A 22,841-nucleotide genomic window follows, 5' to 3' on the forward strand; every position below is an offset into this window, starting at 1 on the left:
CGCCAGGCCGCCCCGACGGGCTGGCGATTTGGTGAAGGCAGAACTGCCCTTTGACGTCACACTGATTTGGCGGGGATAAACTGCCCAACACCACCGTTGCGTCGCCACCCCGCGGCCTGGCGATCGCCCGGCAGTCCAGACATCCCCCGCCCCGGGCCTGGCCCGGGGCCTCTGGGCCAGCCACAAGGCCCCGGCTCCGAAACCGGGGCGCGGATCGTGCCACGTCCAAGCCATTGCGAAATCCTACCCCGCCACCGACATCTGCGCTGTCGCCAGACGCCCGCCATAGGCCTCGTGCAGATGTGCCTCGGTGAACGCCTCCTCGACCGTGCCCTCGGCCACCCGGGTGGTGTTGATCAGGAACACCCGGTCGAAATACTCCGGCACCGTCGACAGGTCGTGATGCACCGCCACCACCGTCTTGCCCTGCGCCTTCAGCTCTTTCAGCACGGCGATGATCGCCTTTTCCGTCGCCGCATCCACGCCGGCGAACGGCTCGTCCAGCAGGTACAGCTCCGCCCCCTGCGCCAGCGCCCGGGCCAGGAAGACCCGCTGCTGCTGCCCGCCCGACAACTGCCCGATCTGCCGGTCGGCAAACTCCCTCATGCCGACGCGGTCAAGACAGGCCAGCGCCGTCTCCATCTGCCCGGCCCTGACCCGGCCAAGCAGCCCAAGCTGCCGGTACAACCCCATCAGCACCACGTCGATCACCCGCGTCGGGAAATCCCAGTCCACGCTCGCCCGCTGCGGCACATAGGCGATCCGACCGCGCTGCTTCGCCAGCGGTTTGCCATAACAGGTCACCTTCCCCGACAGCGGCCGCACGATCCCCAGCGCGGCCTTCAACAGCGTCGATTTCCCCGCCCCGTTCGGGCCCACGATCGCCGTCATGGCCCCCGCCCGGAACGTCGCATCGACCGAGAACACCGCCGGCTTCTCGCCATAGGAAACGGTCAGCCCCCGCACCGCCAGCGGGCTTTCGGCCCGCCCCTCGTCGCGGGGCTGGTTGCGCCCGTCCTTCGCTGCAAGCGTCAGGTTCATCGCCTCAACTCCCCGCCGCCAGCTTGCCGGTCATGCCCCGCTCGGGCACATCGCCCCCCAGCGCCCCGGCAATGGTGCTCACGTTATGGTCGATCATCCCGATATAAGTGCCCTCGTAAGTACCCGGCTTGCCCATCGCGTCGGAAAACAGCTCGCCGCCTATCTTCACCTCGTGGCCCTGCGCCGCGGCCCCTTCGACCAGCGCGCGCATGTTCCGGTCGGAGACGGAGCTTTCCACGAACACCGCCCCGATCTCCCGCTCGACCAGCATGTCGACCAGCGTCCTGATCCGGTCCAGCCCGGCCTCCGACTCGGTCGAAATCCCCTGGATGCCGACAACCTCGTAACCATAGCTCCGCCCGAAATAGCCGAACGCGTCATGCGCGGTCAGCAGCACGCGGGCGGGCTCGGGCACCGTGGCCAGCGTCTCGCGGGCATAGGCGCCCAGCCGGTCGATCTCGGCCAGGTGCGCCTCGGCATTGGCGGCGAACACCTCCGCATGTTCCGGCGCGGTCTCGGCCAGCGCCGCTTCCACACCGCGCACCACGTGCGCCCACAGCTCCGGCACCATCCAGACGTGGGGGTCGAACTTGTTCTCGTAATCCTCGTGGCCGATCCGCTCGTCCACCGGCACGGCCTCGCCCACGGCGACGACATTGCCGCGCTCGGCCAGCTTCAGCAGCAGTTCTTCCATCTGCGCCTCGAGGTAAAGCCCGTGCCACAGCACCAGGTCGGCGCGCGTGAGCGCAACGATATCGGTGCGCGTCTGGCGATAGGAATGCGGGTCGACGCCGGGGCCCATCAGCCCCTGCACCTCGACCAGTTCGCCGCCCACCTGCCGCGCGGCATCGGCGATCATGCTGGTCGTGGCGACCACGCCGATCCTTTCCTCGGCCGCCTGCAGCGGGCCCGCGGCCAGCGCCGTACCGGCCAGGATCAATCCAAGGAAGTGACGTCGCAGGGTCAGCATGAATCGCGGTCCTTTCGGTTGTCTTGGCTCATGAATATGCGAGTCATTCGCAAAAAGTCAATGCAGTTGCGACTTATTCTCATTTTGCCCGGCATTCCCCCGCCGAAACCGCCCAAGTCTGCCGCCGCGGCCCGCTTGCCAAGGCCGGGGCCCCGTGCAACGCTTCCCCCATGAGCGACACGCAAGACGCCCCCGCACCCACGCAAACCGACCCCGCGCAGATGCACCTGCCGCAGGCGGTCGAGCCGCGCAACGCGGGCCTCCCGCTCGACCTCGGCTGGCTCCGCTCGGTCCAGGCCAACACCTCCGCCATCGAACGCCGCGCGAAAACCCTGCCGGGCCGCCGCAGCGTCAAGAAGGACCACCAGGCGGCGTGGCTCTGCCGGGCAATCTCCTGCATCGACCTCACGACGCTCTCGGGCGACGACACCGAGGGACGCGTCCGCCGCCTCTGCGCCAAGGCCCGCCAGCCGGTGCGCCACGACCTGCTCGAAGCCCTCGGCATGGAAGGCCTCACCGTCGGCGCCGTCTGCGTCTACCACGAGATGGTCGCCCCCGCCGTCGCCGCCCTGCAGGGCACCAACATCCCCGTCGCCGCGGTCTCCACCGGCTTCCCTGCGGGCCTGTCGCCCTTCCCCCTGCGCGTCGCGGAAATCGAGGCCAGCACCGCCGCCGGCGCCCGCGAGATCGACATCGTCATCTCCCGCCGCCACGTCCTGACCGGCAACTGGCAGGCGCTCTACGACGAAATGCGCGCCTTTCGCGAGGCCTGCGGCGAGGCGCATGTGAAGGCCATCCTCGCCACCGGCGAGCTGGGCTCGCTCCGCAACGTGGCCCGCGCCTCGCTGGTCTGCATGATGGCGGGGGCGGATTTCATCAAGACCTCGACCGGCAAGGAAAGCGTCAACGCCACCCTGCCGGTGACGCTGGTCATGCTGCGCGCCATCCGCGAGTACCACGCCGCGACCGGCTGGCGCGTCGGCTACAAACCGGCGGGCGGGATTTCCAAGGCGAAGGACGCGCTCGTCTACCTCTCGATGATCAAGGAGGAGCTGGGCGACCGCTGGCTCCGCCCCGACCTCTTCCGCTTCGGGGCGTCGTCGCTGCTCGGGGATATCGAGCGGCAGCTGGAGCATCACGTAACGGGCGATTACTCCGCCGGGTGGCGCCATGCCGTTGCGTGATCGCGCGGGGCCGGCGTTGCGCCATTTGAGTATTTGGACCAAGAAGAAGCCATGAGTGTGCGCGACATATACGATACGATGGCGTATGGTTCGGCCCCCGAAAGCGCCGCCGACGCCTATGCCTGGCTGGTCGACCAGGGCGACCGGTTCGGCCATTTCATCGACGGCACCTTCACCGAGCCGGGCGAGGGGTTCGACTCGAAGAACCCGGCCACCGGCGAGGTGCTGGCAACATTGACACAGGCCACCGCGGCGGATGTCGACGCGGCCGTGGCGGCGGCCCGCAAGGCGCAGGGCAAGTGGGAACGCCTCGGCGGGCCCGGCCGGGCGCGGTACCTCTACGCGCTGGCGCGCCTCCTCCAGAAACACGCCCGCCTCTTCGCCGTGCTCGAAACCCTCGACAATGGCAAACCCATCCGCGAGGCGCGCGATATCGACGTGCCGCTGGCCCAGCGGCATATCTACTTCCACGCCGGCCTTGCCCAGCTTCTGGAAAGCGAGAGGCCGGGTCAGCAGGCACTCGGCGTCTGCGGTCAGGTGATCCCGTGGAACTTCCCGCTGCTGATGCTGTCGTGGAAGATCGCCCCGGCGCTGGCGGCGGGCAATACCGTGGTCCTGAAACCCGCCGAATGGACCTCGCTCACGGCGTTGCTCTTCGCAGATATCTGCCGGCAGGCCGGGCTGCCGAAGGGCGTGGTGAACATCGTCACCGGCGATGGCTCGGTCGGCGAAATGATCGTCGCCCATGACGGCATCGACAAGGTCGCGTTCACCGGCTCCACCGCCGTCGGCCGCCGCATCCGCGAGGTCACGGCAGGGCAGGGCAAGGCGCTCACCCTCGAACTGGGCGGCAAGTCGCCCTACGTGGTCTTCGACGATGCCGACCTGGATTCCGCCGTCGAAGGCCTTGTCGATGCCATCTGGTTCAACCAGGGTCAGGTCTGCTGCGCCGGCTCCCGCCTGCTGGTGCAGGAAGGCGTGGCCGACCGCTTCCACGACAAGCTGCGCCATCGCATGGCCAACCTGCGCATGGGCAACCCGCTCGACAAGTGCATCGATATCGGCGCCATGGTCGACCCCGTCCAGCGCGACCGCGTGGCGAAGATGGTCGACGCCTGCACCAGCGGCCAGACCTACCGCGCCGATATCGACACCCCGCAAACCGGCGCCTTCTACCCGCCCACGCTCATCACCGGCCTGTCCCCCGCCGACCCGCTCATGCAGGAGGAGATCTTCGGCCCCGTCCTCGTCGGCACCACCTTCCGCACGCCGGCCGAGGCGGTGCAGCTTGCCAACAACACCCGCTACGGGCTGGCGGCCTCGGTCTGGTCCGAGAACCTCAACCTCGCGCTCGACGTGGCGCCGAAGCTGGCGGCGGGCGTGGTCTGGGTCAACGGCACCAACATGTTCGACGCCGCCGCCCCGTTCGGCGGGGTGCGCGAAAGCGGCTTCGGCCGCGAAGGCGGGTGGGAGGGGCTGTCGGCCTATCTCAAGCCGTCGGGCACTTCGAAGAAACTCAAACCCATCGAACCCTTCCCCGGCAACGGCGATCCCGACGACGGCATCGACCGCACCCCCAAGCTCTATATCGGCGGCAAGCAGGCCCGGCCCGACGGCGGTTACTCCCGAACCATACACTCCCGTACGGGCAAGCTGCTGGGCCAGGTGCCCATCGCCAACCGCAAGGACATCCGCAACGCGGTCGAGGCGGCCCGCGGCGCCTCTGCGTGGGCCTCGACCCCCGGCCATGCCCGGGCGCAGATCCTCTACTACATGGCCGAGAACCTCTCGGCCCGCGCCACCGATTTCGCCGCACAGATCGACGCCCAGACCGGCACCCGCACCGGCAAGCGCGAGGTCGAGGCCGCCACCAGCCGCCTCTTCACCTATGCCGCCTGGGCCGACAAGTTCGACGGTCAGGCGCATGGCGTCCCCCTCCGCGGCATGGCGCTGGCGATGCGCGAACCGGTGGGCGTGATCGGCGCCATCTGCCCCGACGAGGCGCCGCTCCTCGGCCTCGTCTCCGTCCTTGGCCCGGTCATGGCGATGGGCAACCGCGCGGTGCTGCTGACCTCCGAACCCTTCCCGCTCCCGGCGCTGGAATTCGTGCAGATCCTCGAAACCTCCGACGTGCCGGGCGGCGTGGCGAACATCCTCACCGGCTCGCACACCGAACTCGCCCCCCACCTCGCCGGCCACGCCGATATCGACGCCGCGTGGTCCTTCTCCTCCTCCGACGTCTCGGGGGAAATCGAACGCGCCAGCGCCGGCAACCTCAAACGCACATGGGTCAATAACGGCCACGCCCGCGACTGGTTCGCGCCCGAGGCCGAAGGCCGCGCCTTCCTCGACCAGGCGACAGAGGTCAAAACCGTCTGGGTGCCCTACGGCGAATAGGCGCCCCGCCGGTCGGCCTTCTCCGTCAGCCCGGTGATATAGGCGCTGAACTCGTCATCCTCGCCCTCAAGAAGCCGGGGCAGCGCCGCGCGGAAATCGGGCCGGCGCAGCCATTCGATCATGTCATCCTCCCACGACAGCCAGCGCCGCCTGGCATCGCCGGTCAGATGCTCCGAATGCAGGATGATATAGGCCTTCTCGAACAGCGACACGAGCATCTCGAACACGATCTGCCGGCGCTCCTGCTGCTCTTCGGTCAGCGTGGACTTCGGCACACCGCGGCTCATCAGCAAAAGGTCGGCATTGTCCATCACCAGCCGCAGGAAGCCGTCATATTCCTGCGTCAGGTTGCGGTGCAGCTCGTGCTCCTCGTTGATCCGCCGCAGCCGCTCCTCGCGGACGATCACGAAGATCGCGATCGGAAAGCCGAGCACGGTGACGACATAGCTGAGCCCTTCGAGCCACTGCATCAGCATGGCGGCCATCCTTTCCCGGGGGGGTACTCCGCGACAGGATAGGGCAGGCGGCCACGGCGGGGCAATGGCGGCGATGTCCCGCGCCATCGGCCAGAAGCCGCCCGCCGCCCGGCGCCGTGTCGGCAGCCGCCTGCCGAGATCGCGCCGCCAGCCCGGCACACCTTCCGATCCGCCCCCCATCGCGTGTCAGCTGCGCGGCGAAAGCCGGAAGGATCGACCATGCCCACATTTCCCCGCTCCGCCACCCTCGCGGCGTTTGCAACCCTGGCCCTCGCGGTATCCGACGCCTCTGCCCAGAGCCTGAACGAGACCCGCGCCTACCGCGAAGGCTTCAATGACGGAAGGCGCGATGCCCTGGTTCGTGGCAACTACGTCCCGCGTGATCTCTACCGCCTGCTCGGGCCCGAGGCCTATTACCGCGACTACGGCCGCCGGCTCGAGCGCGGCCTCTGGTACGCGGCGGCGAATGACGGCTCCCGCGTGCTGATCGACGCCTCCTCCGGCGTGCTCGTCCGGGTGCTGTCCGGGAACAACCGCGCGGCCCGGCCCCGGCACGGCCGGGCCGGCCACCACGTGCCGCCCGGCGCCATGCCGCCGCCGGGTCTCTGCCGCCTCTGGTATCCAAACCGCCCCGTCGGGCACCAGCCGCCGCCGGGCCGGTGCAACGTCTTCGTGCCCCGCGGCGCCCTGCTGATCCGGGGCTAGGCCACCGCCCGCGCCCCGGCGAAGGACACCAGCCGCCGGCTCTGCTCGTCCCACAGGTGCAGCCGCGCGCAGCGGATGCTGTCCATCAGCGTCAGCCGCTTCATCCGCGACAGGATATCGTGATCGCGCAGGACCTCGCCCAGCCGGTAGAAGGGAATGCGGCTCGCCATGTGGTGCACGTGATGCACGCCGATATTCGCCGTGACCCAGCGCAGCACGCCCGGCAGGTCATAATAGGAACTGCCATGCAACGCCGCCTCCTGGATGTTCCAGTCCTCCTCGCGGTCCCAGTGCGTCTCCTCGAACTGGTGCTGTACGTAGAACAGCCACATCCCCGCCATCGCCGCCAGAAGCGTCGTGGGCAGGTAGATCAGCAGCAGCACATCGGCCCCGCCCAGCCACGCCAGGAGCGCCACCACCGCGGCGATGGCAAGGTTGGTGCCCATCGCGCTGAACCAGTAGCGCCAGCCCGAGCGCATCAGCCCGGCCGGCACCCGGTGTTGCAGGAAGAAGGTGTAGAACGGCACGATCCCGAACAGGAAGACCGGGTTCCGCACGAGGCGATAGCCGGCCCGGCCGAGGCGGGTTTTCTCGCGGTATTCGCGCACCGTCAGCGTCGGCAGGTCGCCCACCCCGCGCCGGTCGAGATTGCCCGAGGAGGCGTGGTGGATGGCATGGGTGCGCCGCCACACGTCATAGGGGGTCAGGGTCAGCACGCCGATGCCGCGCCCGACCCAGTCGCCCAGCTTGCGATCCTTGAAGAACGCGCCGTGGCCGCAATCGTGCTGGATCATGAACAGCCGCACGAGGAAGGCGGCGTTCACCACCGCCAGCGGCAGCGACAGCCACGGGCTGATCGTGTGCGCCCACCATGCCAGCGCCCAGATCCCGAGGAACGGCAGCAGCGTGACGGCCAGTTCGAGAAGGCTGCGCAGGGGGAAGGGCTCGCGATACTGCGCGAGCGTGCGGGTCCAGTCTGAAGGTCTCAATCCGATACCTTTCCGTGGGAGAATGCCGTGAATTTTCGGCCCGGTGAAGGCTGGGGCGGCACTGCGCCGCCGGTCAGGACGTGCCTGACGTGGCCCGGGCTTTCTTGCGCGCAGTCTTGGTCATCGGGGGCGTCTCGTCAACCGCTGTCTCGTCGGCTGAATCATTGGCGCGCGCCAGCCGCGCCTCGCGCAGCCGCTCGGTCTTGAGATCGCGCTTGGCGTTTTCGTCGTCGATGATGTCCCACGCGGCGCGCGTGGTCTTTTCCAGAAGCGTTTCCGCCCGTGTCGGGGTTCCGGCGGCCTGTCCGGGCTTGGTCGGTTTCGGCATCGCGTCGTCTCCTTCTCCTGTTGTGCCCGGCATCTGCCGCCGGCTCAAATGAAAAGACGGGGGAAGCCGCCTGGCCGCCCCCGTCCCGGTCGTCACGTGTTCACGGCTTACGCCAGGGCGAGGTTGCCCGCCGATTCCCGCCCGTCGCGGCCGCTTTCGATATCGAAGGTCACGGCCTGCCCGTCGTCGAGCCGGTGAATGCCGGCCCGTTCCAGCGCGGAGGCATGAACGAAAACGTCCTTGCTGCCGCCCTCGGGGGCGATAAAGCCGAAGCCTTTGGATTGGTTGAACCATTTCACGGTGCCATTGGCCATCGTGTCGTCTCCTGTCTGTGGCGTCACCCGCAAGATGCGGTGACCTGGCTCAGTGTCGTCATAAGAACAGCTGAAGCCCTGGGGAAACAGATGGTCGAAGGAAGATGCTTCACCCCTTAGACATAGGGTGCCCGCGGCCGGTCCGCAATGCCACGTGCCCGATTAAACCGGATAGATGACGGGCCGCCGCCCACGCCTATTCCAGTGTCGCGCTGCTCACGTTCACGTCCTTGAAGTAGAGCTGGTAGTCGCCCGCCGCCCCCGAACCGAGGAAGTAATAGGTCCGCTCGAGTTGCCCCGTCGTCCCTTCCCCCTGCCAGTTCGTGGTACTGGAATTGCTGCTCGACAGCGTCAGGCGCCCGCCATTGTCGCGCGCCTCGCCCACCAGCGCCAGCGGCAGGCCCTCCGGCCCCACCAGCCAGACATGCTTCGACGTGAACGAGGCGGCGTTGTTCCCGTTCAGGCGATCGGCTTTCAGGTCGCGCTTGGGCGTCAGGGTCATGTCGACCTTCACCAGCTTGCCGAAGGCCGGCGTGACCCGCCCGGCCACCGACTGCCCGCGAGAGCCGCGGTCGGTCGCCACCTCGTCCGCCAGCGACAGGCCGGTGATCTCCACGTCCCACAGGCTGCCGGCCTGCGGGAACTCGGTCACCTCGCCCGACAGGTCGAGGGGAAACTCGACCGTGGGTTCGTCCTTTTTGCCGATGATCAGCGTCCCTTCCATCGCGTCCGACGGCACGGTGAAGACCGCCTCGAGATAGGTGTCGTTGTCGACATCGGGCCATTTCCGGTCGCGGCTTTCGCTGATCGAGGCGGTGGAGGTGCGCACCTCCGGGTACCAGTCCATCGATCCCCATGGCTGCAGGTACTCCTCCGGGTCGGTCTGGCCGGGCAGCTTCAGCTTGATGTCGTTGCCGCCATAATAGCTGATCCGCTTGATCTCCTCGGTCCATTCGACGTCGAGCAGGATGTGCATGTAGACGAAATCGTGCTCCGGCCCGCTTTCCAGCACCTCGACGGCACAACAGACAAGGCTGTCATCGGCGCTGTAGTTGCGCAGCGTGTCGAGCCGGGTGATCTCCGACGACTTGACCGACAGCGGCGGCGCCGCCGCCTCCTGTGACTGAACGGGAAAGGCGAGGGAAAGGGCGGGCAGGGCCGCCAGGATGAAGAAACGCATTGCGGGTATCTCCGAAAGGAACAGGTTGTCTGAAATGGTGCCGCCCGGAACGGGCCATCGCACGCCCGACATGATGCGCCATCCCGGCCACCGGTCAAGCGTCATGTGGGCGGCGGGGCCGGTCGGCCTTCCCTGCATCTGGGGTGTTAACGTGGCGCGCGGCACAATAACCCGGGGGCGCACGGTGAAAAACACCGACGTAATACCGACGTAATACCGACGTGAAACCGATACGCCATTTCCCTTGTTTTCCTGGGCTTAACCCCGATTCGCGGCAGGATGGGCGAACACCGCCTTTTCTGCACCCGCAAAATGGTTGCGATTGCCCCGGCAATTTTATACCGGTTGCGGCGAACCTGACGCAATTTCCGTTCTTCATAAGGTGCCCGACATGAGTTTCCGCCTGCAACCCGCCCCGGTCTCCCGCCCCAACCGCTGCCAGCTGTTCGGCCCCGGCTCCAACGTCAAACTCTTTGAAAAGATGGCCGCTTCCGCCGCCGACGTGATCAACATCGACCTCGAGGATTCCGTCGCCCCCACCGACAAGGACGCGGCCCGCGCCAACACCATCAAGGCCATCAACGAGGTCGACTGGGGCAACAAGACGCTCTCGGTCCGCATCAACGGGCTGGACACCGGCTGGTGGTATCGCGACGTGGTCGACCTGCTGGAACAGGGCGGCGACCGCCTCGACCAGATCATGATCCCCAAGGTCGGCTGCGCCGCCGACATCTACGCGGTCGACGCGCTTGTGACGGCCGTGGAAAAGGCGCAAGCCCGCGAAAAACCTATCAAGTTCGAGGTGATCATCGAATCCGCCGCCGGCATTTCCCATGTCGAGGAGATCGCCGCCGCCTCGCCCCGGCTGGTGGCGATGAGCATCGGCGCGGCCGATTTCGCGGCCTCGATGGGCATGTCCACCACCGGCATCGGCGGCACGCAGAAAGACTATTACATGCTTCATGAAGGCCAGAGCTACTGGCCCGACCCGTGGCACTGGGCCACCGCCGCCATCGTCGCCGCATGCCGCACCCACGGCATCCTGCCGGTCGACGGCCCGTTCGGCGACTTCTCCGACGACGAAGGCTTCCGCGCCCAGGCCCGCCGCGTCGCCACGCTCGGCATGGTCGGCAAATGGGCCATCCACCCCAAGCAGATCGCGCTCGCCAACGAGATCTTCACCCCCTCTGACGAGGCGGTTCAGGAGGCCCGCGAGATCCTCCAGGCGATGGAAGACGCCAAGGCCCGCGGCGAAGGCGCCACCACCTACAAGGGCCGCCTGGTCGACATCGCCTCGATCAAGCAGGCCGAGGGCATCGTGCGCCAGGCCGAGATGATCGAGGCCATGTAAGCCCCGCCGCCCGACGCTTTCCTGGGCCGAGGCCCCATGGCGAGGCGTTGAAATCCGCACGGGTTCCGACGTTCGGGGCATCGCCCCCTATTTCGCTTGCCCTTCGCGGATGAGCCGGGCAATCCTTGGCGCAACATGGAACTGGGTCCCTACATTCTTCTGGCCTCGCTCGAGGGTGCGGTCACGGCGGCGGTGCTTGCGCTGACGGCCGTGGGCCTCAGCCTCGTGTTCGGCGTGATGCGCGTCGTCAACATCGCGCATGGCGAGTTCTTCATGCTGGGCGCGGTGATCGCGTGGTTCGTGGCCCAGACGGTGGGCGGGCACCCGGCGCTGGGCTTCGTCGCGGCACTGGTGATCGCACCGCTTGTCGTCGGCGCCATCGCGGCGGCGGCGGACATGACGATCCTGAAGCGGATCGACTATGACCCGGAGCGCACCATCGTCGCCACGATCGGCCTGCTTTACATCATCCAGCAGCTCACCCTGATGACCTACGGCCCCGAGGCGCGCCCGGTCGAGGCGCCGTTCAACCAGCGGCTTGCAATACCGTGGTTTGAATGGGGCGAGGAGGGGTTCGAATTCTACTTCCCCTGGGGCCTGTCGACCACGACCTACAAGCTGGCCGTGATCGGCGCGGCGGGCGTGGTTCTGGTGGGCGTCTGGCTGATGATGGCGCGCACCCGCATCGGCCTCCTGATGCGCGCCACGCAGGCCGACCGTGACATGGCGCTGGCCTTCGGCATCCCGGTCGAGCGGGTCTATGCGCTGGTCTTCGGCATCGGTGCGGCGCTGGCGGCGCTGGCCGCCGTGCTGATCGTGCCGATCCAGCAGGCGCATTACCTGATGGGGGCCGACCCGCTGCTCCTGAGCTTCATCGTCGTCATCATCGGCGGGCTGGGCAGCCTGCCCGGCACGGTGGTCGCCGCCATCTTCATCGGGCTCAGCGACGGCATCATCTCGGTCTTCTTCTCGCCGACACTTGCCAAGATCCTCGCCACCCTGCTGGTCGGCCTCGTGCTGGTCTTCCGTCCGCAGGGCCTGTTCGGGACGCGCGCGGCATGAGTGCCACGGCGAAGACCCTCACCCTGCATCTCGGCCTGCTGGCGGTGCTCTTCGCGCTGCAATTCGTGCTGCCCGCCTATCACCACGGAAACCTCGCCCGGATCATGGTGCTGGCAAGCTATGCCGTGGGGTACAACATCCTCTTCGGCTATACCGGCCTGCTGAGCCTCGGCCACGCGCTGTTCTTCGCGGCGGGCATGTACGGCATGGGCCTGACCATCCAGTACGCGGGGTTCACCCCCGCGCCCGCGTTGATCGTGGGCATCCTTGCCGGCGCGGTCGTGGCGGCGGCGCTGGCGCTTCTGGCACTGCGGACAACGGGCGTCGCCTTCCTGATCGTGACGCTGATGTTCGCGCAGGCCGGGTACCTGACGATCCTCTATTTCGGCGAATACACCCGGGGCGACGAGGGCTTTGTCATCCAGGCTTTCGACCGGATGCTCTGGGGCATCGACCTCAGCAACCCCGAGAACCGCTATTTCGCCGCCTGGGGCCTCTTCGCCGTCTGCCTGCTGCTCTGCCTCCGCCTTGTCCGCGCGCCATTCGGCAAGACGCTGGTGGCGATCCGCGAGAACGAGGAACGGGTCAGGATGCTCGGCTACAACACCTTCGCGCACAAGTGGGGGGCGATGGTGATCTCCGGCACGATCTCGGCGGCGGCGGGGGCGTTCTACGGGCTGCTCTTCGGCTATGCCGGGGCGACGTTTGCCAGCGTGCAGTACTCGATCTTCCCGCTGCTCTGGGTGCTGCTGGGGGGCGCGGGCACCGTGCTCGGCCCCTTCGTGGGCACGCTCTTCATGTTCTACCTGATCGACCTGAGTTCCGGCGTGACCACCGCCTACCTGCTGATCGTCGGCGTGGCGCTGGTGCTGCTGACGCTCTTCGCGCCGCAGGGCCTGACGGGCGAGCTGCGCCGCCGGGTCTGGAGGTGGTTGCCATGACGCTGCTTTCGACACGCGGCCTGTCGAAGCATTTCGACGGGCTGAAGGCCGTAACGGGTGTCGATTTCGATCTGGAGGAGGGCGAGGTGCGCGCCCTGATCGGCCCGAACGGTGCCGGCAAGACGACGCTGGTGGGCATGATCTGCGGGCGCATTCCGCCGTCTTCCGGCACGGTGCAGTTCGACAGCGCCGACATCACCGCGCTGCCTGCACATAAACGCATCCTGCGCGGCATGGCCTACACGTTCCAGATCACCTCCGTCTTCGCCCGCCTGCCCGCGGCAGAGAACGTGGCGCTGGCCGCCCGCCGCCGCCTTCAGGGCGACGCGGTCGACGAGGCCGTCGACGATGCCCTCAATCGCGTCGGCCTGCTCGACCGCCGCGACGAGGAGGCGGGCAACCTCAGCTATGGCCACCAGCGCCTTCTGGAAATCGCCATGGGCCTTGTCCAGCGCCCGCGCCTTCTGATTCTCGACGAGCCGACGCAAGGCCTTGCCGACAGCGAGATCGACGCCTTTAAGGCGCTGATCCGCGAGCTGTCCGCCGAGGCCACGATCCTGCTGATCGAGCACAACATGAGCGTGGTGATGGAAACCGCCGACCGTGTCACCGTGCTCAATTTCGGCGAGGTGCTGGCAGAGGGGACGCCGCAGCAGATCCATGAAAACGACGCCGTGCAGGCGGCCTACCTGGGGACGGGATGAATGCTGGAGCTTGATGCCGTCAACGCGGGCTATGGCCGGGCACAGGTGCTGCGGGACCTGTCGCTGAAGGTCGAAGCCGGTGAAATCCTCTGTCTCCTCGGCCGCAACGGGGCGGGCAAGACGACGACGATGCAGGCGATCATGGGGTTGCTGCCGCTGATGTCGGGCCGCGTGGTGCTGGACGGCACCGAAGTGAGCCGGTTGCCCCCGCACGAGGTGCCGCGCCACGGCATCGGCTACATTCCGCAGGGCAGGCGCCTCTTCTCCGGCCTCACCGTCGCGCAGAACCTCGAGATCGGCCTGCGCGTGCGCGGTTCCGGCAAGGACGTACTGGAAGAGGTGCTCGACCTTTTCCCCCGCCTGCGCGAGCGGATGGACCAGAAGGCGCAGACCTTGTCGGGTGGCGAGCAGCAGATGCTGGCCACCGCCCGCGCGCTGTGCCTGCGGCCCAAGGCGCTGTTGCTCGACGAACCGACGGAGGGGCTCCAACCCTCGATGATCGAGGCGATCCGGCAGGTGATCGTCAAGATGCGCGCGGCAGGCGTGGCGATCCTGCTGGTGGAACAGCGGGTCGACGCGGTGCTGTCCGTGGCCGACCGGGTGGCCTTCATCGAGAACGGGCGCAACGGCGACGTGATGCCGGCCGAGGCGCTGCGGCAGGATCACAGCATCGTCGACCGCTACGTGGGCGTCTGACCGCGGGGCGCGCGCAGGTGAAGGACTTCGGTTAATCTTTGGGCACATAAGGCGTGCCACGGCGCGATCTTGTCTTTGTGTTGACTGTCTTTCGCGGGTGCCGCACCATCCGGCCAGCAACACGAACAGGGAGAGACACGTGGCCGCCTATCACCGGCCCGATACGCTGCAGGGCGCGCTGGACGTGCTGGCGGAGAGGCCGGTCACGATCGCCGCGGGCTGCACCGACCTGTTCCCGGCCACGCAGGGGCGCACGCTGACCGGGCCGGTGCTGGATATCACCGGCATTGCCGGGCTTCGGGGGATCAAGCGCGAGGAGGGCGGGTTCCGGATCGGCGCCACGACGAGCTGGACAGACGTGATCCGGGCCGAGTTGCCGCCGGCGTTCGACATGCTGAAACAGGCCGCGCGCGAGGTGGGGTCGGTCCAGATCCAGAATTCCGGCACGGTTGCCGGAAATATCTGCAACGCCTCTCCCGCCGCCGACGGGATGCCCTGCCTGGCGGCGCTGGATGCGGAGGTAGAGATCGCCTCCGCCAAGAACACGCGCACGCTCCCCCTTTTACACTTTGTTAACGGTCCGCGCCGAACGGCGCTTGAACCGGGCGAGCTGGTCACTGCCATCACAATTCCCGAAAAGGCCACCCGCGGCACCTCCCGCTTCCTGAAGCTCGGCGCGCGGAAATACCTCGTGATCTCCATCGCCATGGTCGCCGTGCGTCTGGATATCGAGGGCGGCACCGTCCGCGATGCCGGGCTCGCGGTGGGCGCCTGCAGCGCCGTGGCGACCCGCTTGACGGACCTCGAAGCCACCCTCGCCGGCCAGCCCTCCTCTGGTCTTTCGCAGCACATCACGGACGCCGCCGTCGCCGCCGCCCTGTCGCCCATCGACGATATCCGCGCCGACGGCCCGTACCGCGCCCATGCCGCCGCCGAACTGCTGCGCCGGGCCGTGGATGACCTCACCCAACCGGCAAGGGCCGCCGCATGAACCGCGCCACCGCCACCATATCCCTCACCGTCAACGGCGACCCGGTCACGCTGCCCGCCGACCCCTCCCGCCGCCTGTCCGAGGTGCTGCGCGAAGGGCTTGGCCTGCGCGGCACAAAGGTGGGCTGCGACGCGGGGGATTGCGGGGCCTGCACGGTGCTGCTCGATGGCGCCCCGGTCTGCGCTTGCCTGACGCCGCTGGCCCAGGCGGGGGGGCGCGACGTTCAGACGGTCGAGGGGTTGCAGGCCACCGCGCTGCAACAGGCCTTCCTCCGCCACGGCGCCGCCCAATGTGGCATCTGCACGCCGGGTATGCTGATGACCGCCACCGCCTTCCTTCAGGAGCGGCCCGAGCCGACACGGGCCGAGGCCCAGGAAGCCCTCGGCGGCGTGCTCTGCCGCTGCACCGGCTATACCAAGATCATCGACGCGGTGCTCGACGCCGCCCCCGGCGCGCCCGCGCAGATGCCCGAAGCGGGCCATGCGGTCGGCGCGCGGGTCGAACGCCTCGACGGCGGCCCCAAGGTGGCCGGCACCGAGATCTACGGCGCCGATGCCTGCCCAGAGCATACGCTGCTGGTCCGCGCCGTCCGGGCGCCGTCCGCCCCCGCGACATTCACCCTCGGCGATATCGAGACGTGGCGCGCCGCCCAGCCCGGCGAGGTGCATGTCTTCACCGCAAGCGACATTCCCGGCGCCAATATCTTCGGCACCATCCCGCCCTTCGCCGACCAGCCCGCGCTGGCCGAGGATCGCGCCCGCCTGCGGGGCGAGGCCGTGGCGCTGGTGGCGGGCGAGGCCGGGGTCATCGAGGCGCTCGACCTTACGACTTTCCCGATAACCTGGCAGGAGGCGGATGCCGGCGCGCCCGTGCACGACAACCGCCCCGACAACCTGCTGATTGCCGGCGTGGTCCGGCGCGGCGATGCCGAGGCCGCGCTGGCCAATGCCGTTCACGTGGCCGAGGCGCAGGCCGAGACCCCCTATATCGAGCACGCCTATATCGAGCCCGAGGCCGGGGTGGCATGGCTGGAAGGCGACACGCTGGTCATACAGGCCTGTACGCAGGCGCCGGTGATGGACCGTGACGATACCGCCCGCGTCCTCGGCCTCGACCCGCATAAACTGCGTATCATCCCGGCGGCAGCGGGCGGCGGGTTCGGCTCCAAGCTCGACCTCTCCCTGCAACCGCTCATCGGCCTCGTCGCCCTGAAGACGGGCCGCCCGGCCCGCATGATCTACACCCGCGCCGAATCCATGGCCTCGACCACCAAGCGCCACCCGGCGAGGATGTCGGGCCGCGCCGGGGTGGATGCCGAGGGGCGGGTCACCGGCATGATCTTCGACGGCGATTTCAACACCGGTGCCTATGCCAGCTGGGGCCCGACGGTGGCCGGCCGCGTGCCGGTCCATGCCTCCGGCCCCTATTACACGCCCAACTACGCCGCCGAGGCGCGGGCGATCCATTCCTACCAGCCGATCTCCGGCGCGTTCCGAGGCTTCGGCGTGCCACAGGCGGCAATCCTGCAGGAGGCGCTCTACGACGACCTCGCCATGAAGGCCGGGCTCGACCGCCTCGCCTTCCGCCGGCTGAACGCCCTGCAGGACGGGCAATCGACGGTCTGCGGGCAGGTGCTGCACGGTGTCGGCATCGCGGCCTGCCTCGATGCTCTGAAAGGGCCGTGGGAAGCGGCGCTGGCCAGTGCCGACATGGCCAACGCGGAAGGCGGTCGATTCCGGCATGGTGTCGGTGTTGCCTCCTGCTGGTACGGCTGCGGCAATACCGGCCTGCCCAATCCCTCGACCATCCGCGTCGGCATCACCGCCAAGGGCGAGCTCATCCTGCACCAGGGCGCCACCGATATCGGGCAGGGCTCCAACACCGTCATCACCCAGATATGCGCCGATGCGCTGGGTCTGCCGGTGGGGCAGTTCCGCCTGATCGGGCCGGATACCGGCCTGACACCCGATTGCGGCAAGACCTCCGCCTCGCGCCAGACCTACGTGACCGGCAAGGCGGCGCTGCTGGCGGGGCAGGCGCTCAGGGGCCGTATCCTCGCGCTCAGCAACATGGCCGAGGATGCCCGGATCACCCTTGTCGGCGAAACGCTCACCGTCACCGACGACCGGGGCGAGCGCCAGGTCGCGCTGCGCGACCTGACCCCTGACGGCCATGGCTATGTCCTCGCAGCCGAGGAAACCTACGACCCGCCCACCAGCCCGCTTGACGAGAACGGGCAGGGCAGCCCTTATGCCGTCTATGGCTTCGGGGCGCAGATGGCGGAACTGACGGTCGATGTGCACCTGGGCATCGTGAGGGTCACCCGCATCACCGCCGCCCATGACCTCGGGCGCGTCATCAACCCGCTGCTGGCCGAGGGGCAGGTGGAGGGCGGCGTGGCGCAGGGGCTGGGCCTCGCGCTGATGGAGGAATACATCCCCGGCCGCACCGAGAACCTGCACGACTACCTGATCCCCACCACCGGCGACATGCCCGAGGTGAAATCGATCTTCGTCGAGGTGCCCGACCCGGAAGGGCCGATGGGGCTGAAGGGGCTGGGCGAGCATGTGCTGATCCCGACGGCGCCGGCCATCCTCAACGCCATTCGCCACGCGACCGGCGCGAAAGTCACCAAGCTGCCCGCCCTGCCGCACCGGGTTTTGGCCGCGATCCGCGAGGCGCAAGAATGACCGAAAAGCGCAGGCAGACCGAGGAGAAGATCCGCTGCGACGCCTGCCCCGTCATGTGCTACATCGCCGAGGGCAAGGTCGGCGCCTGCGACCGTTATGCCAACGAGGACGGGCGCATCGTGCGATGCGATCCGATCACCATATTGCACCGCCGGGTCGAGCAGGGCGGCGAGATCCGGCCCTTCCTTGCGACGGAGTGGGACGGGCAGGTTCTGGCGGGGGACGACGTGTTCGTCTCGGGCGTGGGCTCCGGCACCACCTACCCGGATTACAAGCCCGCCCCCTTCATCGTCAGCCGCGAGGTCGAGGGCGCCGATTTCATCACCGTGGTGACCGAGGCAATCTTCTCCTATTGCGGGGTGAAGGTGAAGATCGACACCGACCGCCACCTCGGCTACGAGGCCGCGACCGTGCGCGCCGAGGGCGAGGCGATCGGGCATGTCACCACGTCGGAATACGGCTCGCAGATGCTGTCGCTGGGCGGGGTCGAACACCTGACCGGGGGCAGCAAGGCGGAAGGGCGCGTGACCTGTGATGCGCTGCTGCGGCTCTGCAATCGCGAGGCGGTGGAACTGACCATCGACGATGGCGCCACGGTCGAGGTGCAGGCGGGGCAGCCGCCGGTCGTCGACGGCAACCGGGAAGAGCGGATGCGCGTCGGCTGCGGCTCGGCCACGATCGGCATGTTCGCCTCGCAATGGCACGGGTTGGTCGACGAGGTGGTGGTGGTCGACGACCACATCACCGGCGTGGTCAGCGAGCACCAGGCGGGCAAGGTGCTGGACTGGCCCGATACCGGGATCCGCATCAAGGGCCGTCGCTCCACCCCCGGCCGGTATTTCCAGGTGGCGCAGCCGGGGCGCGGCTGGGGCGGGACGGATATCGAGGATCCGCTGACCATCCTCAATCCGTGGCTGGCCAAGAAGGGCGCGCGGCCGGGCCTGACCCTGCTGATGGTCTCCACCACGGGCGAGCAATACGGCTACTACGTGCTCGACGACGATCTCGAACCACGGGCGGCCCCCTTGCCGGATGCGCTCAGACCGTCTGTCGACCTGATTGCCGAGAATTGCGAACCGGCGCTGTGCACGGTGATGTTCCAGGCGGGGGCGGGCGGATCACTGCGCTCGGGGGTGACGAAGAACCCGGTGCAACTGACCCGTTCCGTGCAGGCGTTGAAAACCCATGTGACCTGTGGCGGCGCGCCGGTCTATGTCTGGCCGGGCGGGGGGATCACGCTGATGGTGGACGTGACCAAGATGCCCGACGGCTCTTTCGGCTACGTCCCCACCCCGGCACTGGTGGCGCCGCTGGAATTCACGCTGGAGCGCGAGCATTACCGCGCGCTGGGCGGGCATGACGCGCAGGTGCGCAGCGTGGCCGACGTACTCGCGAAAGGCGGAGAATACGGCGCGGCCTTCCGCGCGGTGCGCGACACGCGGGGGCGGGGCTGATGTCCGGCGCCCAGATCACCTTCCTGCCCGATGAGCGGCGGCTGCACCTGCATCACGGGCCGATCGACATGATCGCCGATGTGACCGGGCCGGGGAGAGAATCGGCGCTGGAGCGCGCGGCCAAGCGGTTCGAGACGCTGCTGGAGGAACTGGCCGCCGAACTGCCGCGGCTGCGGTCGCGATGGGGCAAGATGCCGGAGGGAGAAACCGCCCGGCGCATGGTGCAGGCAACCTTTCCCTTCGCCTCGATGTTCATCACCCCGATGGCGGCGGTGGCCGGCGCCGGAGCGGAGACCATCCTGGCCGCCATCTGCGAAGGCGAGGGCGTGGACAAGGCCTATGTCAACAACGGCGGCGACGTGGCGTTCTACCTGGCGAAAGGCCAGCAGATGCAGGCGGCCGTGGCCTCGCCCACCGGCGGCTCGATTAATATCCGGCGACGCGACCCGATCCGGGGCATTGCCACCTCGGGGCGTGGCGGGCGGAGCTATTCGCTCGGCATCGCCGACAGCGTCACCGTGCTGGCGCGCTCTGCCGCGCTGGCCGACGCCGCGGCGACGCTGCTGGCCAACGCGGTCGACCTGCCGGGGCACCCGTCCGTGATCCGCTCGCCCGCCAGCGAGCTTTCCCCCGACAGCGACCTGGGCGACACGCCCGTCACCACCGACGTGGGGCCGCTGACCGACAGCGAGATCACCACGGCCCTTGCCGCCGGCGCCGCGCTGGCCGATACCTTCCACGCCCGCGGCCTGATCCAGGGCGCGCTTCTCAGCCTCAGCGGCGTCGTCCGCGGCCTCGGGCCACAGCTTCTGCCCCACATGAAAGACCCTGCCCATGCCTGACTTCACCCTGCGCAAGACGGCGCTCTTCGTCGAGGACATCCACCACGACGGCGGCCCGGCGCCGGACAAGCCACGACGCCGCGCGGCCATCGCGGCGCTGGTCGCCAACCCGTTCGCGGGCGGCTATACCGCCGAGCTGCAGCCGGCGATGGAGGACCTCAAGCCGCTGGGCCTGATGATGACCGAGCGGCTGATCGAGGCGATGGGCGGGCTTGAGGGGATCGACGGCTATGGCAAGGCCGCGATGGCGGGCGAGGGCGGCGAGTTGGAGCATACCGCGCTCTGGCACGTGCCCGGCGGCTATGCCATGCGCGCCCGGCTGGGCGAGGCGAAGGCGATCGTGCCCTCGGCGATGAAACAGGGCGGGCCGGGCACCCGGATCGACGTGCCGCTGGGGCATATCAACGCCGCGTATGTCCGCAGCCATTTCGACGCGATGGAGGTGGGCCTTCCCGACGGGCCACGGGCCGGGGAGTTGCTGTTCATCCTCGCCATGTCGCGCGGCGGCCGGGTGCATGACCGGATGGGCGGGCTGACGGTGAACGAGGTGAAGGGCGAGGACGGGTTGCGCTGATTGGGGGCCAGCCCCCTTCCCTGGGCTCCGCCCGTTCACAGGCGAAACGCTCCACTGGAGAGTTTCCGGGAAGCTTGCGAACTCCCCGCCGGAGTCATGAAATCTTGGGCTGACCTTTCCGCCGGAACCCACTATAGGCAGGCGGAACCCCGTTGAAGGCCCCGCATGACCGACAAAGCCAAGACAAAACGCGAGCCGATCTTTTCGCCCGAGGACCGCAGCAACCTGCGCTGGCTCTGGCAGGGTTATCTCAGGAAGCGCGCGCCGTGGCTGGCGCTGGTGCTGGTGATGATCCTGGTCCAGGGGCTCGTCTACCAGCAGTTCCTGTCGATGACCGAAAGCGGCCTTCGCGTGATCTTCGAAAGCGGCGAGGTAAGCCGCCTGGTGCTGGTCTGCGTCGGCGTGTTCTTCCTCTTCGCGGTCCGTGGCCTGATGTCCTACCTCGTGCCGCTGGTGACGGTGCGGCTGTCGAACGAGGCGATCTTCGAGATGCGGCGCGACCTGATCGGGTACCTTATGTCGCTCGACCTGGCCTATTTCGAGCGGACCAAGTCGGGCGAGATCATTCACCGGCTGGTGACGCAGACCCAGCAGCTTGGCGTCTTCTTCGGCCTCGCCACCGCGGGGGCGGTGCGCGATGCCGTGACCGTGGTGATCGTGTCGGGCTACCTGATCTGGAAGAACCCGATCCTGTTCGCCACCGCCGTGGTGGTGCTGCCCTTCATCATCTGGGTGATGAACTTCGTCTCCGACCGGGTGAAGGTGGCGCAGGGGCAGGCCGAGCATGCGCTGGCCGATTACATGAACGGCATCGAGGAAACGGTGAACGGCATGCGCACCGTCAAGATCGCCAGCCAGGAACAGGTCGAGGCCGGGCGGCTGATGAAGGGCACGGGCGCGATCCGCGACCTGATGAAACGTGTGCAGACCACGCAGGCGCTGGTGATGCCGTCGATCGACCTGAGTTCCGCCTTCGTCTACGTGCTGGTCATCGGTGGCGGCGGCTACATGGTGCTTTCGCCCGACTTCGATGTCGACGGGGCCGGGATCATCACCTTCCTGCTGGGCATGGTCATGGTGTTCGACCCGGCCCGCCTTCTGGCGCAGTATTTCGGGGCGCTGCAATCGAACCTCGTGCTGCTCGACCGGGTGCGCAACCTTTATGACGAGAAGCCCAGCATCAACGATGCCCCCGGCGCGGTGACCGAGTTCGACACCGGCGGGGATATCGTGCTGGACGACGTGACCTTCTCCTATTCCGAGGATCAGCCGCTGTTCGAGGGGCTCGACATGACGTTCCGGGGCGGTCAGGTCTCGGCCATCGTCGGCGCGACCGGGTCGGGCAAGACGACGATCCTGTCGCTGCTGTCGCGGCTGTACGACGTGAAGGGCGGGCAGATCACCATAGGCGGCCAGCCGATCGAAGACCTCAAGGTCAGCCGCCTGCGCGGGGCATTTTCCGTCGTGGCGCAGGATATCGTGATCTTCAACAACTCGATCTGGGAGAACATCCGCTACGTGAACCCCGAGGCCAGCGACGAGGATGTCTGGCGCGCCGCCGAGGATGCCGAGATCGCCGACCTGATCCGCCGCCGGGGCGATGCGCCGGTCGGGCCAAAGGGGGCGCAGCTTTCCGGCGGGCAGAAACAGCGGATCGCCATCGCCCGCGCCTTCCTGCGCGATGCGCCGATCCTTTTGCTGGACGAAGCCACAAGCGCGCTCGACCAGGCGACGGAGGAGCGGATCAAGTCGGCGCTGGCGCGGCTGACCAAGGGCAAGACCACGATCGTGGTGGCGCACCGCCTGTCGTCGGTGGCCGATGCCGACCGGATCTTCGTGCTGGAAGCCGGGCAGCTGGTCGAGCAGGGCCGCCACGAAGAGCTGCTGGAGGGTGGCGGGCTTTATTCCCAGCTCTACCGGGCGCAGAAAAAGGGCTATGACGGGCGGTAGCC

The 22,841-nt window shown here is 68.1% G+C and carries 21 protein-coding genes; 14 read left to right on the forward strand and 7 right to left on the reverse strand.

What is annotated here, in order from left to right; all coding sequences use genetic code 11:
* Positions 1 to 243 precede the first annotated feature (243 nt).
* On the reverse strand, positions 244 to 1,041 hold the full coding sequence (locus tag QUV18_RS09665; protein WP_300893628.1) for a metal ABC transporter ATP-binding protein: 798 nt from the start codon (positions 1,039 to 1,041) through the stop codon (positions 244 to 246).
* A 4-nt stretch (positions 1,042 to 1,045) separates the two neighbouring features.
* Entirely contained in the window at positions 1,046 to 2,011 is a 966-nt protein-coding gene (locus QUV18_RS09670; protein ID WP_300893630.1) for a zinc ABC transporter substrate-binding protein, read from the reverse strand.
* A 221-nt stretch (positions 2,012 to 2,232) separates the two neighbouring features.
* Between QUV18_RS09670 and deoC the strand changes: the two genes are divergently transcribed.
* Together deoC and QUV18_RS09680 are read left to right on the forward strand one after the other, a co-directional pair.
* Positions 2,233 to 3,195 carry a deoxyribose-phosphate aldolase gene (gene deoC / locus QUV18_RS09675; protein WP_300893802.1) on the forward strand — a complete coding sequence of 321 codons (963 nt, stop codon included), beginning with the start codon at positions 2,233 to 2,235 and terminating at the stop codon, positions 3,193 to 3,195.
* Between the two features lie 51 nt (positions 3,196 to 3,246).
* Positions 3,247 to 5,592 (forward strand): aldehyde dehydrogenase family protein, encoded by a 2,346-nt coding sequence (locus QUV18_RS09680; protein ID WP_300893632.1) that lies wholly within the window; start codon positions 3,247 to 3,249, stop codon positions 5,590 to 5,592.
* Here the strand turns inward: QUV18_RS09680 and QUV18_RS09685 are convergent.
* Positions 5,580 to 6,068 (reverse strand): hypothetical protein, encoded by a 489-nt coding sequence (locus QUV18_RS09685; RefSeq protein WP_300893633.1) that lies wholly within the window; start codon positions 6,066 to 6,068, stop codon positions 5,580 to 5,582. The genes QUV18_RS09680 and QUV18_RS09685 overlap by 13 nt on opposite strands.
* Positions 6,069 to 6,287: 219 nt before the next feature.
* On the opposite strand from QUV18_RS09685, the gene QUV18_RS09690 reads away from it, so the two are divergent.
* Positions 6,288 to 6,773: a hypothetical protein gene (locus tag QUV18_RS09690; protein ID WP_300893636.1), complete on the forward strand. Its 486-nt coding sequence runs from the start codon at positions 6,288 to 6,290 to the stop codon at positions 6,771 to 6,773.
* On the opposite strand, the gene QUV18_RS09695 is transcribed toward QUV18_RS09690, so the two are convergent.
* From QUV18_RS09695 to QUV18_RS09710, 4 genes are all read right to left on the reverse strand, one after another.
* Entirely contained in the window at positions 6,770 to 7,762 is a 993-nt protein-coding gene (locus tag QUV18_RS09695) for a fatty acid desaturase (protein WP_300893638.1), read from the reverse strand. The genes QUV18_RS09690 and QUV18_RS09695 overlap by 4 nt on opposite strands.
* 73 nt (positions 7,763 to 7,835) lie before the next feature.
* The gene (locus tag QUV18_RS09700; protein ID WP_300893640.1) at positions 7,836 to 8,090 is read right to left on the reverse strand and encodes a hypothetical protein; all 255 of its coding nucleotides are present in this window, start codon (positions 8,088 to 8,090) and stop codon (positions 7,836 to 7,838) included.
* A gap of 107 nt (positions 8,091 to 8,197) precedes the next feature.
* The gene (locus tag QUV18_RS09705) at positions 8,198 to 8,404 is read right to left on the reverse strand and encodes a cold-shock protein (RefSeq protein WP_300893642.1); all 207 of its coding nucleotides are present in this window, start codon (positions 8,402 to 8,404) and stop codon (positions 8,198 to 8,200) included.
* 196 nt (positions 8,405 to 8,600) lie between these two features.
* The gene (locus QUV18_RS09710) at positions 8,601 to 9,584 is read right to left on the reverse strand and encodes a hypothetical protein (RefSeq protein ID WP_300893644.1); all 984 of its coding nucleotides are present in this window, start codon (positions 9,582 to 9,584) and stop codon (positions 8,601 to 8,603) included.
* A gap of 391 nt (positions 9,585 to 9,975) precedes the next feature.
* Here QUV18_RS09710 and QUV18_RS09715 point away from each other — a divergent pair, with 391 nt between their 5' ends.
* From QUV18_RS09715 to QUV18_RS09765, 11 genes are all read left to right on the forward strand, one after another.
* Complete coding sequence (locus QUV18_RS09715) at positions 9,976 to 10,935, forward strand: L-malyl-CoA/beta-methylmalyl-CoA lyase (protein ID WP_300893646.1); 960 nt, start codon at positions 9,976 to 9,978, stop codon at positions 10,933 to 10,935.
* A 135-nt stretch (positions 10,936 to 11,070) separates the two neighbouring features.
* Entirely contained in the window at positions 11,071 to 11,997 is a 927-nt protein-coding gene (locus QUV18_RS09720) for a branched-chain amino acid ABC transporter permease (RefSeq protein WP_300893647.1), read from the forward strand.
* Positions 11,994 to 12,938: a branched-chain amino acid ABC transporter permease gene (locus QUV18_RS09725; RefSeq protein WP_300893649.1), complete on the forward strand. Its 945-nt coding sequence runs from the start codon at positions 11,994 to 11,996 to the stop codon at positions 12,936 to 12,938. Before QUV18_RS09720 ends, QUV18_RS09725 begins: the two co-directional genes overlap by 4 nt.
* The gene (locus QUV18_RS09730; RefSeq protein WP_300893651.1) at positions 12,935 to 13,642 is read left to right on the forward strand and encodes an ABC transporter ATP-binding protein; all 708 of its coding nucleotides are present in this window, start codon (positions 12,935 to 12,937) and stop codon (positions 13,640 to 13,642) included. Before QUV18_RS09725 ends, QUV18_RS09730 begins: the two co-directional genes overlap by 4 nt.
* Positions 13,643 to 14,338: an ABC transporter ATP-binding protein gene (locus tag QUV18_RS09735; protein ID WP_300893653.1), complete on the forward strand. Its 696-nt coding sequence runs from the start codon at positions 13,643 to 13,645 to the stop codon at positions 14,336 to 14,338. It abuts the gene before it with no gap.
* 139 nt (positions 14,339 to 14,477) lie between these two features.
* On the forward strand, positions 14,478 to 15,329 hold the full coding sequence (locus QUV18_RS09740) for a xanthine dehydrogenase family protein subunit M (protein WP_300893654.1): 852 nt from the start codon (positions 14,478 to 14,480) through the stop codon (positions 15,327 to 15,329).
* On the forward strand, positions 15,326 to 18,019 hold the full coding sequence (locus QUV18_RS09745; protein WP_300893656.1) for a molybdopterin cofactor-binding domain-containing protein: 2,694 nt from the start codon (positions 15,326 to 15,328) through the stop codon (positions 18,017 to 18,019). The genes QUV18_RS09740 and QUV18_RS09745 overlap by 4 nt, the downstream gene beginning before the upstream one ends.
* Complete coding sequence (locus tag QUV18_RS09750; RefSeq protein WP_300893657.1) at positions 18,016 to 19,473, forward strand: 6-hydroxynicotinate reductase; 1,458 nt, start codon at positions 18,016 to 18,018, stop codon at positions 19,471 to 19,473. Before QUV18_RS09745 ends, QUV18_RS09750 begins: the two co-directional genes overlap by 4 nt.
* Complete coding sequence (locus tag QUV18_RS09755) at positions 19,473 to 20,315, forward strand: UPF0280 family protein (RefSeq protein ID WP_300893659.1); 843 nt, start codon at positions 19,473 to 19,475, stop codon at positions 20,313 to 20,315. The genes QUV18_RS09750 and QUV18_RS09755 overlap by 1 nt, the downstream gene beginning before the upstream one ends.
* Positions 20,308 to 20,889 (forward strand): amino acid synthesis family protein, encoded by a 582-nt coding sequence (locus QUV18_RS09760; RefSeq protein ID WP_300893661.1) that lies wholly within the window; start codon positions 20,308 to 20,310, stop codon positions 20,887 to 20,889. Before QUV18_RS09755 ends, QUV18_RS09760 begins: the two co-directional genes overlap by 8 nt.
* Before the next feature lie 165 nt (positions 20,890 to 21,054).
* On the forward strand, positions 21,055 to 22,839 hold the full coding sequence (locus QUV18_RS09765; RefSeq protein ID WP_300893663.1) for an ABC transporter ATP-binding protein: 1,785 nt from the start codon (positions 21,055 to 21,057) through the stop codon (positions 22,837 to 22,839).
* Positions 22,840 to 22,841 lie beyond the last annotated feature (2 nt).

Source organism: Roseovarius sp. (genome assembly GCF_030373445.1).
GTDB lineage: Bacteria > Pseudomonadota > Alphaproteobacteria > Rhodobacterales > Rhodobacteraceae > Roseovarius.

Excerpts from the sequence above, each read along its gene's own strand:
- QUV18_RS09745 (WP_300893656.1), top strand. The coding sequence starts at position 15,326 with ATGAACCGCGCCACCGCCACCATATCCCTCACCGTCAACGGCGACCCG.
- QUV18_RS09750 (WP_300893657.1), top strand. The coding sequence starts at position 18,016 with ATGACCGAAAAGCGCAGGCAGACCGAGGAGAAGATCCGCTGCGACGCC.
- QUV18_RS09665 (WP_300893628.1), bottom strand. The coding sequence starts at position 1,041 with ATGAACCTGACGCTTGCAGCGAAGGACGGGCGCAACCAGCCCCGCGAC.
- QUV18_RS09765 (WP_300893663.1), top strand. The coding sequence starts at position 21,055 with ATGACCGACAAAGCCAAGACAAAACGCGAGCCGATCTTTTCGCCCGAG.
- deoC (WP_300893802.1), top strand. The coding sequence starts at position 2,233 with ATGCACCTGCCGCAGGCGGTCGAGCCGCGCAACGCGGGCCTCCCGCTC.
- QUV18_RS09710 (WP_300893644.1), bottom strand. The coding sequence starts at position 9,584 with ATGCGTTTCTTCATCCTGGCGGCCCTGCCCGCCCTTTCCCTCGCCTTT.
- QUV18_RS09725 (WP_300893649.1), top strand. The coding sequence starts at position 11,994 with ATGAGTGCCACGGCGAAGACCCTCACCCTGCATCTCGGCCTGCTGGCG.
- QUV18_RS09760 (WP_300893661.1), top strand. The coding sequence starts at position 20,308 with ATGCCTGACTTCACCCTGCGCAAGACGGCGCTCTTCGTCGAGGACATC.
- QUV18_RS09715 (WP_300893646.1), top strand. The coding sequence starts at position 9,976 with ATGAGTTTCCGCCTGCAACCCGCCCCGGTCTCCCGCCCCAACCGCTGC.
- QUV18_RS09685 (WP_300893633.1), bottom strand. The coding sequence starts at position 6,068 with ATGCTGATGCAGTGGCTCGAAGGGCTCAGCTATGTCGTCACCGTGCTC.
- QUV18_RS09735 (WP_300893653.1), top strand. The coding sequence starts at position 13,643 with ATGCTGGAGCTTGATGCCGTCAACGCGGGCTATGGCCGGGCACAGGTG.
- QUV18_RS09690 (WP_300893636.1), top strand. The coding sequence starts at position 6,288 with ATGCCCACATTTCCCCGCTCCGCCACCCTCGCGGCGTTTGCAACCCTG.
- QUV18_RS09670 (WP_300893630.1), bottom strand. The coding sequence starts at position 2,011 with ATGCTGACCCTGCGACGTCACTTCCTTGGATTGATCCTGGCCGGTACG.
- QUV18_RS09720 (WP_300893647.1), top strand. The coding sequence starts at position 11,071 with ATGGAACTGGGTCCCTACATTCTTCTGGCCTCGCTCGAGGGTGCGGTC.
- QUV18_RS09755 (WP_300893659.1), top strand. The coding sequence starts at position 19,473 with ATGTCCGGCGCCCAGATCACCTTCCTGCCCGATGAGCGGCGGCTGCAC.
- QUV18_RS09730 (WP_300893651.1), top strand. The coding sequence starts at position 12,935 with ATGACGCTGCTTTCGACACGCGGCCTGTCGAAGCATTTCGACGGGCTG.
- QUV18_RS09700 (WP_300893640.1), bottom strand. The coding sequence starts at position 8,090 with ATGCCGAAACCGACCAAGCCCGGACAGGCCGCCGGAACCCCGACACGG.
- QUV18_RS09680 (WP_300893632.1), top strand. The coding sequence starts at position 3,247 with ATGAGTGTGCGCGACATATACGATACGATGGCGTATGGTTCGGCCCCC.
- QUV18_RS09705 (WP_300893642.1), bottom strand. The coding sequence starts at position 8,404 with ATGGCCAATGGCACCGTGAAATGGTTCAACCAATCCAAAGGCTTCGGC.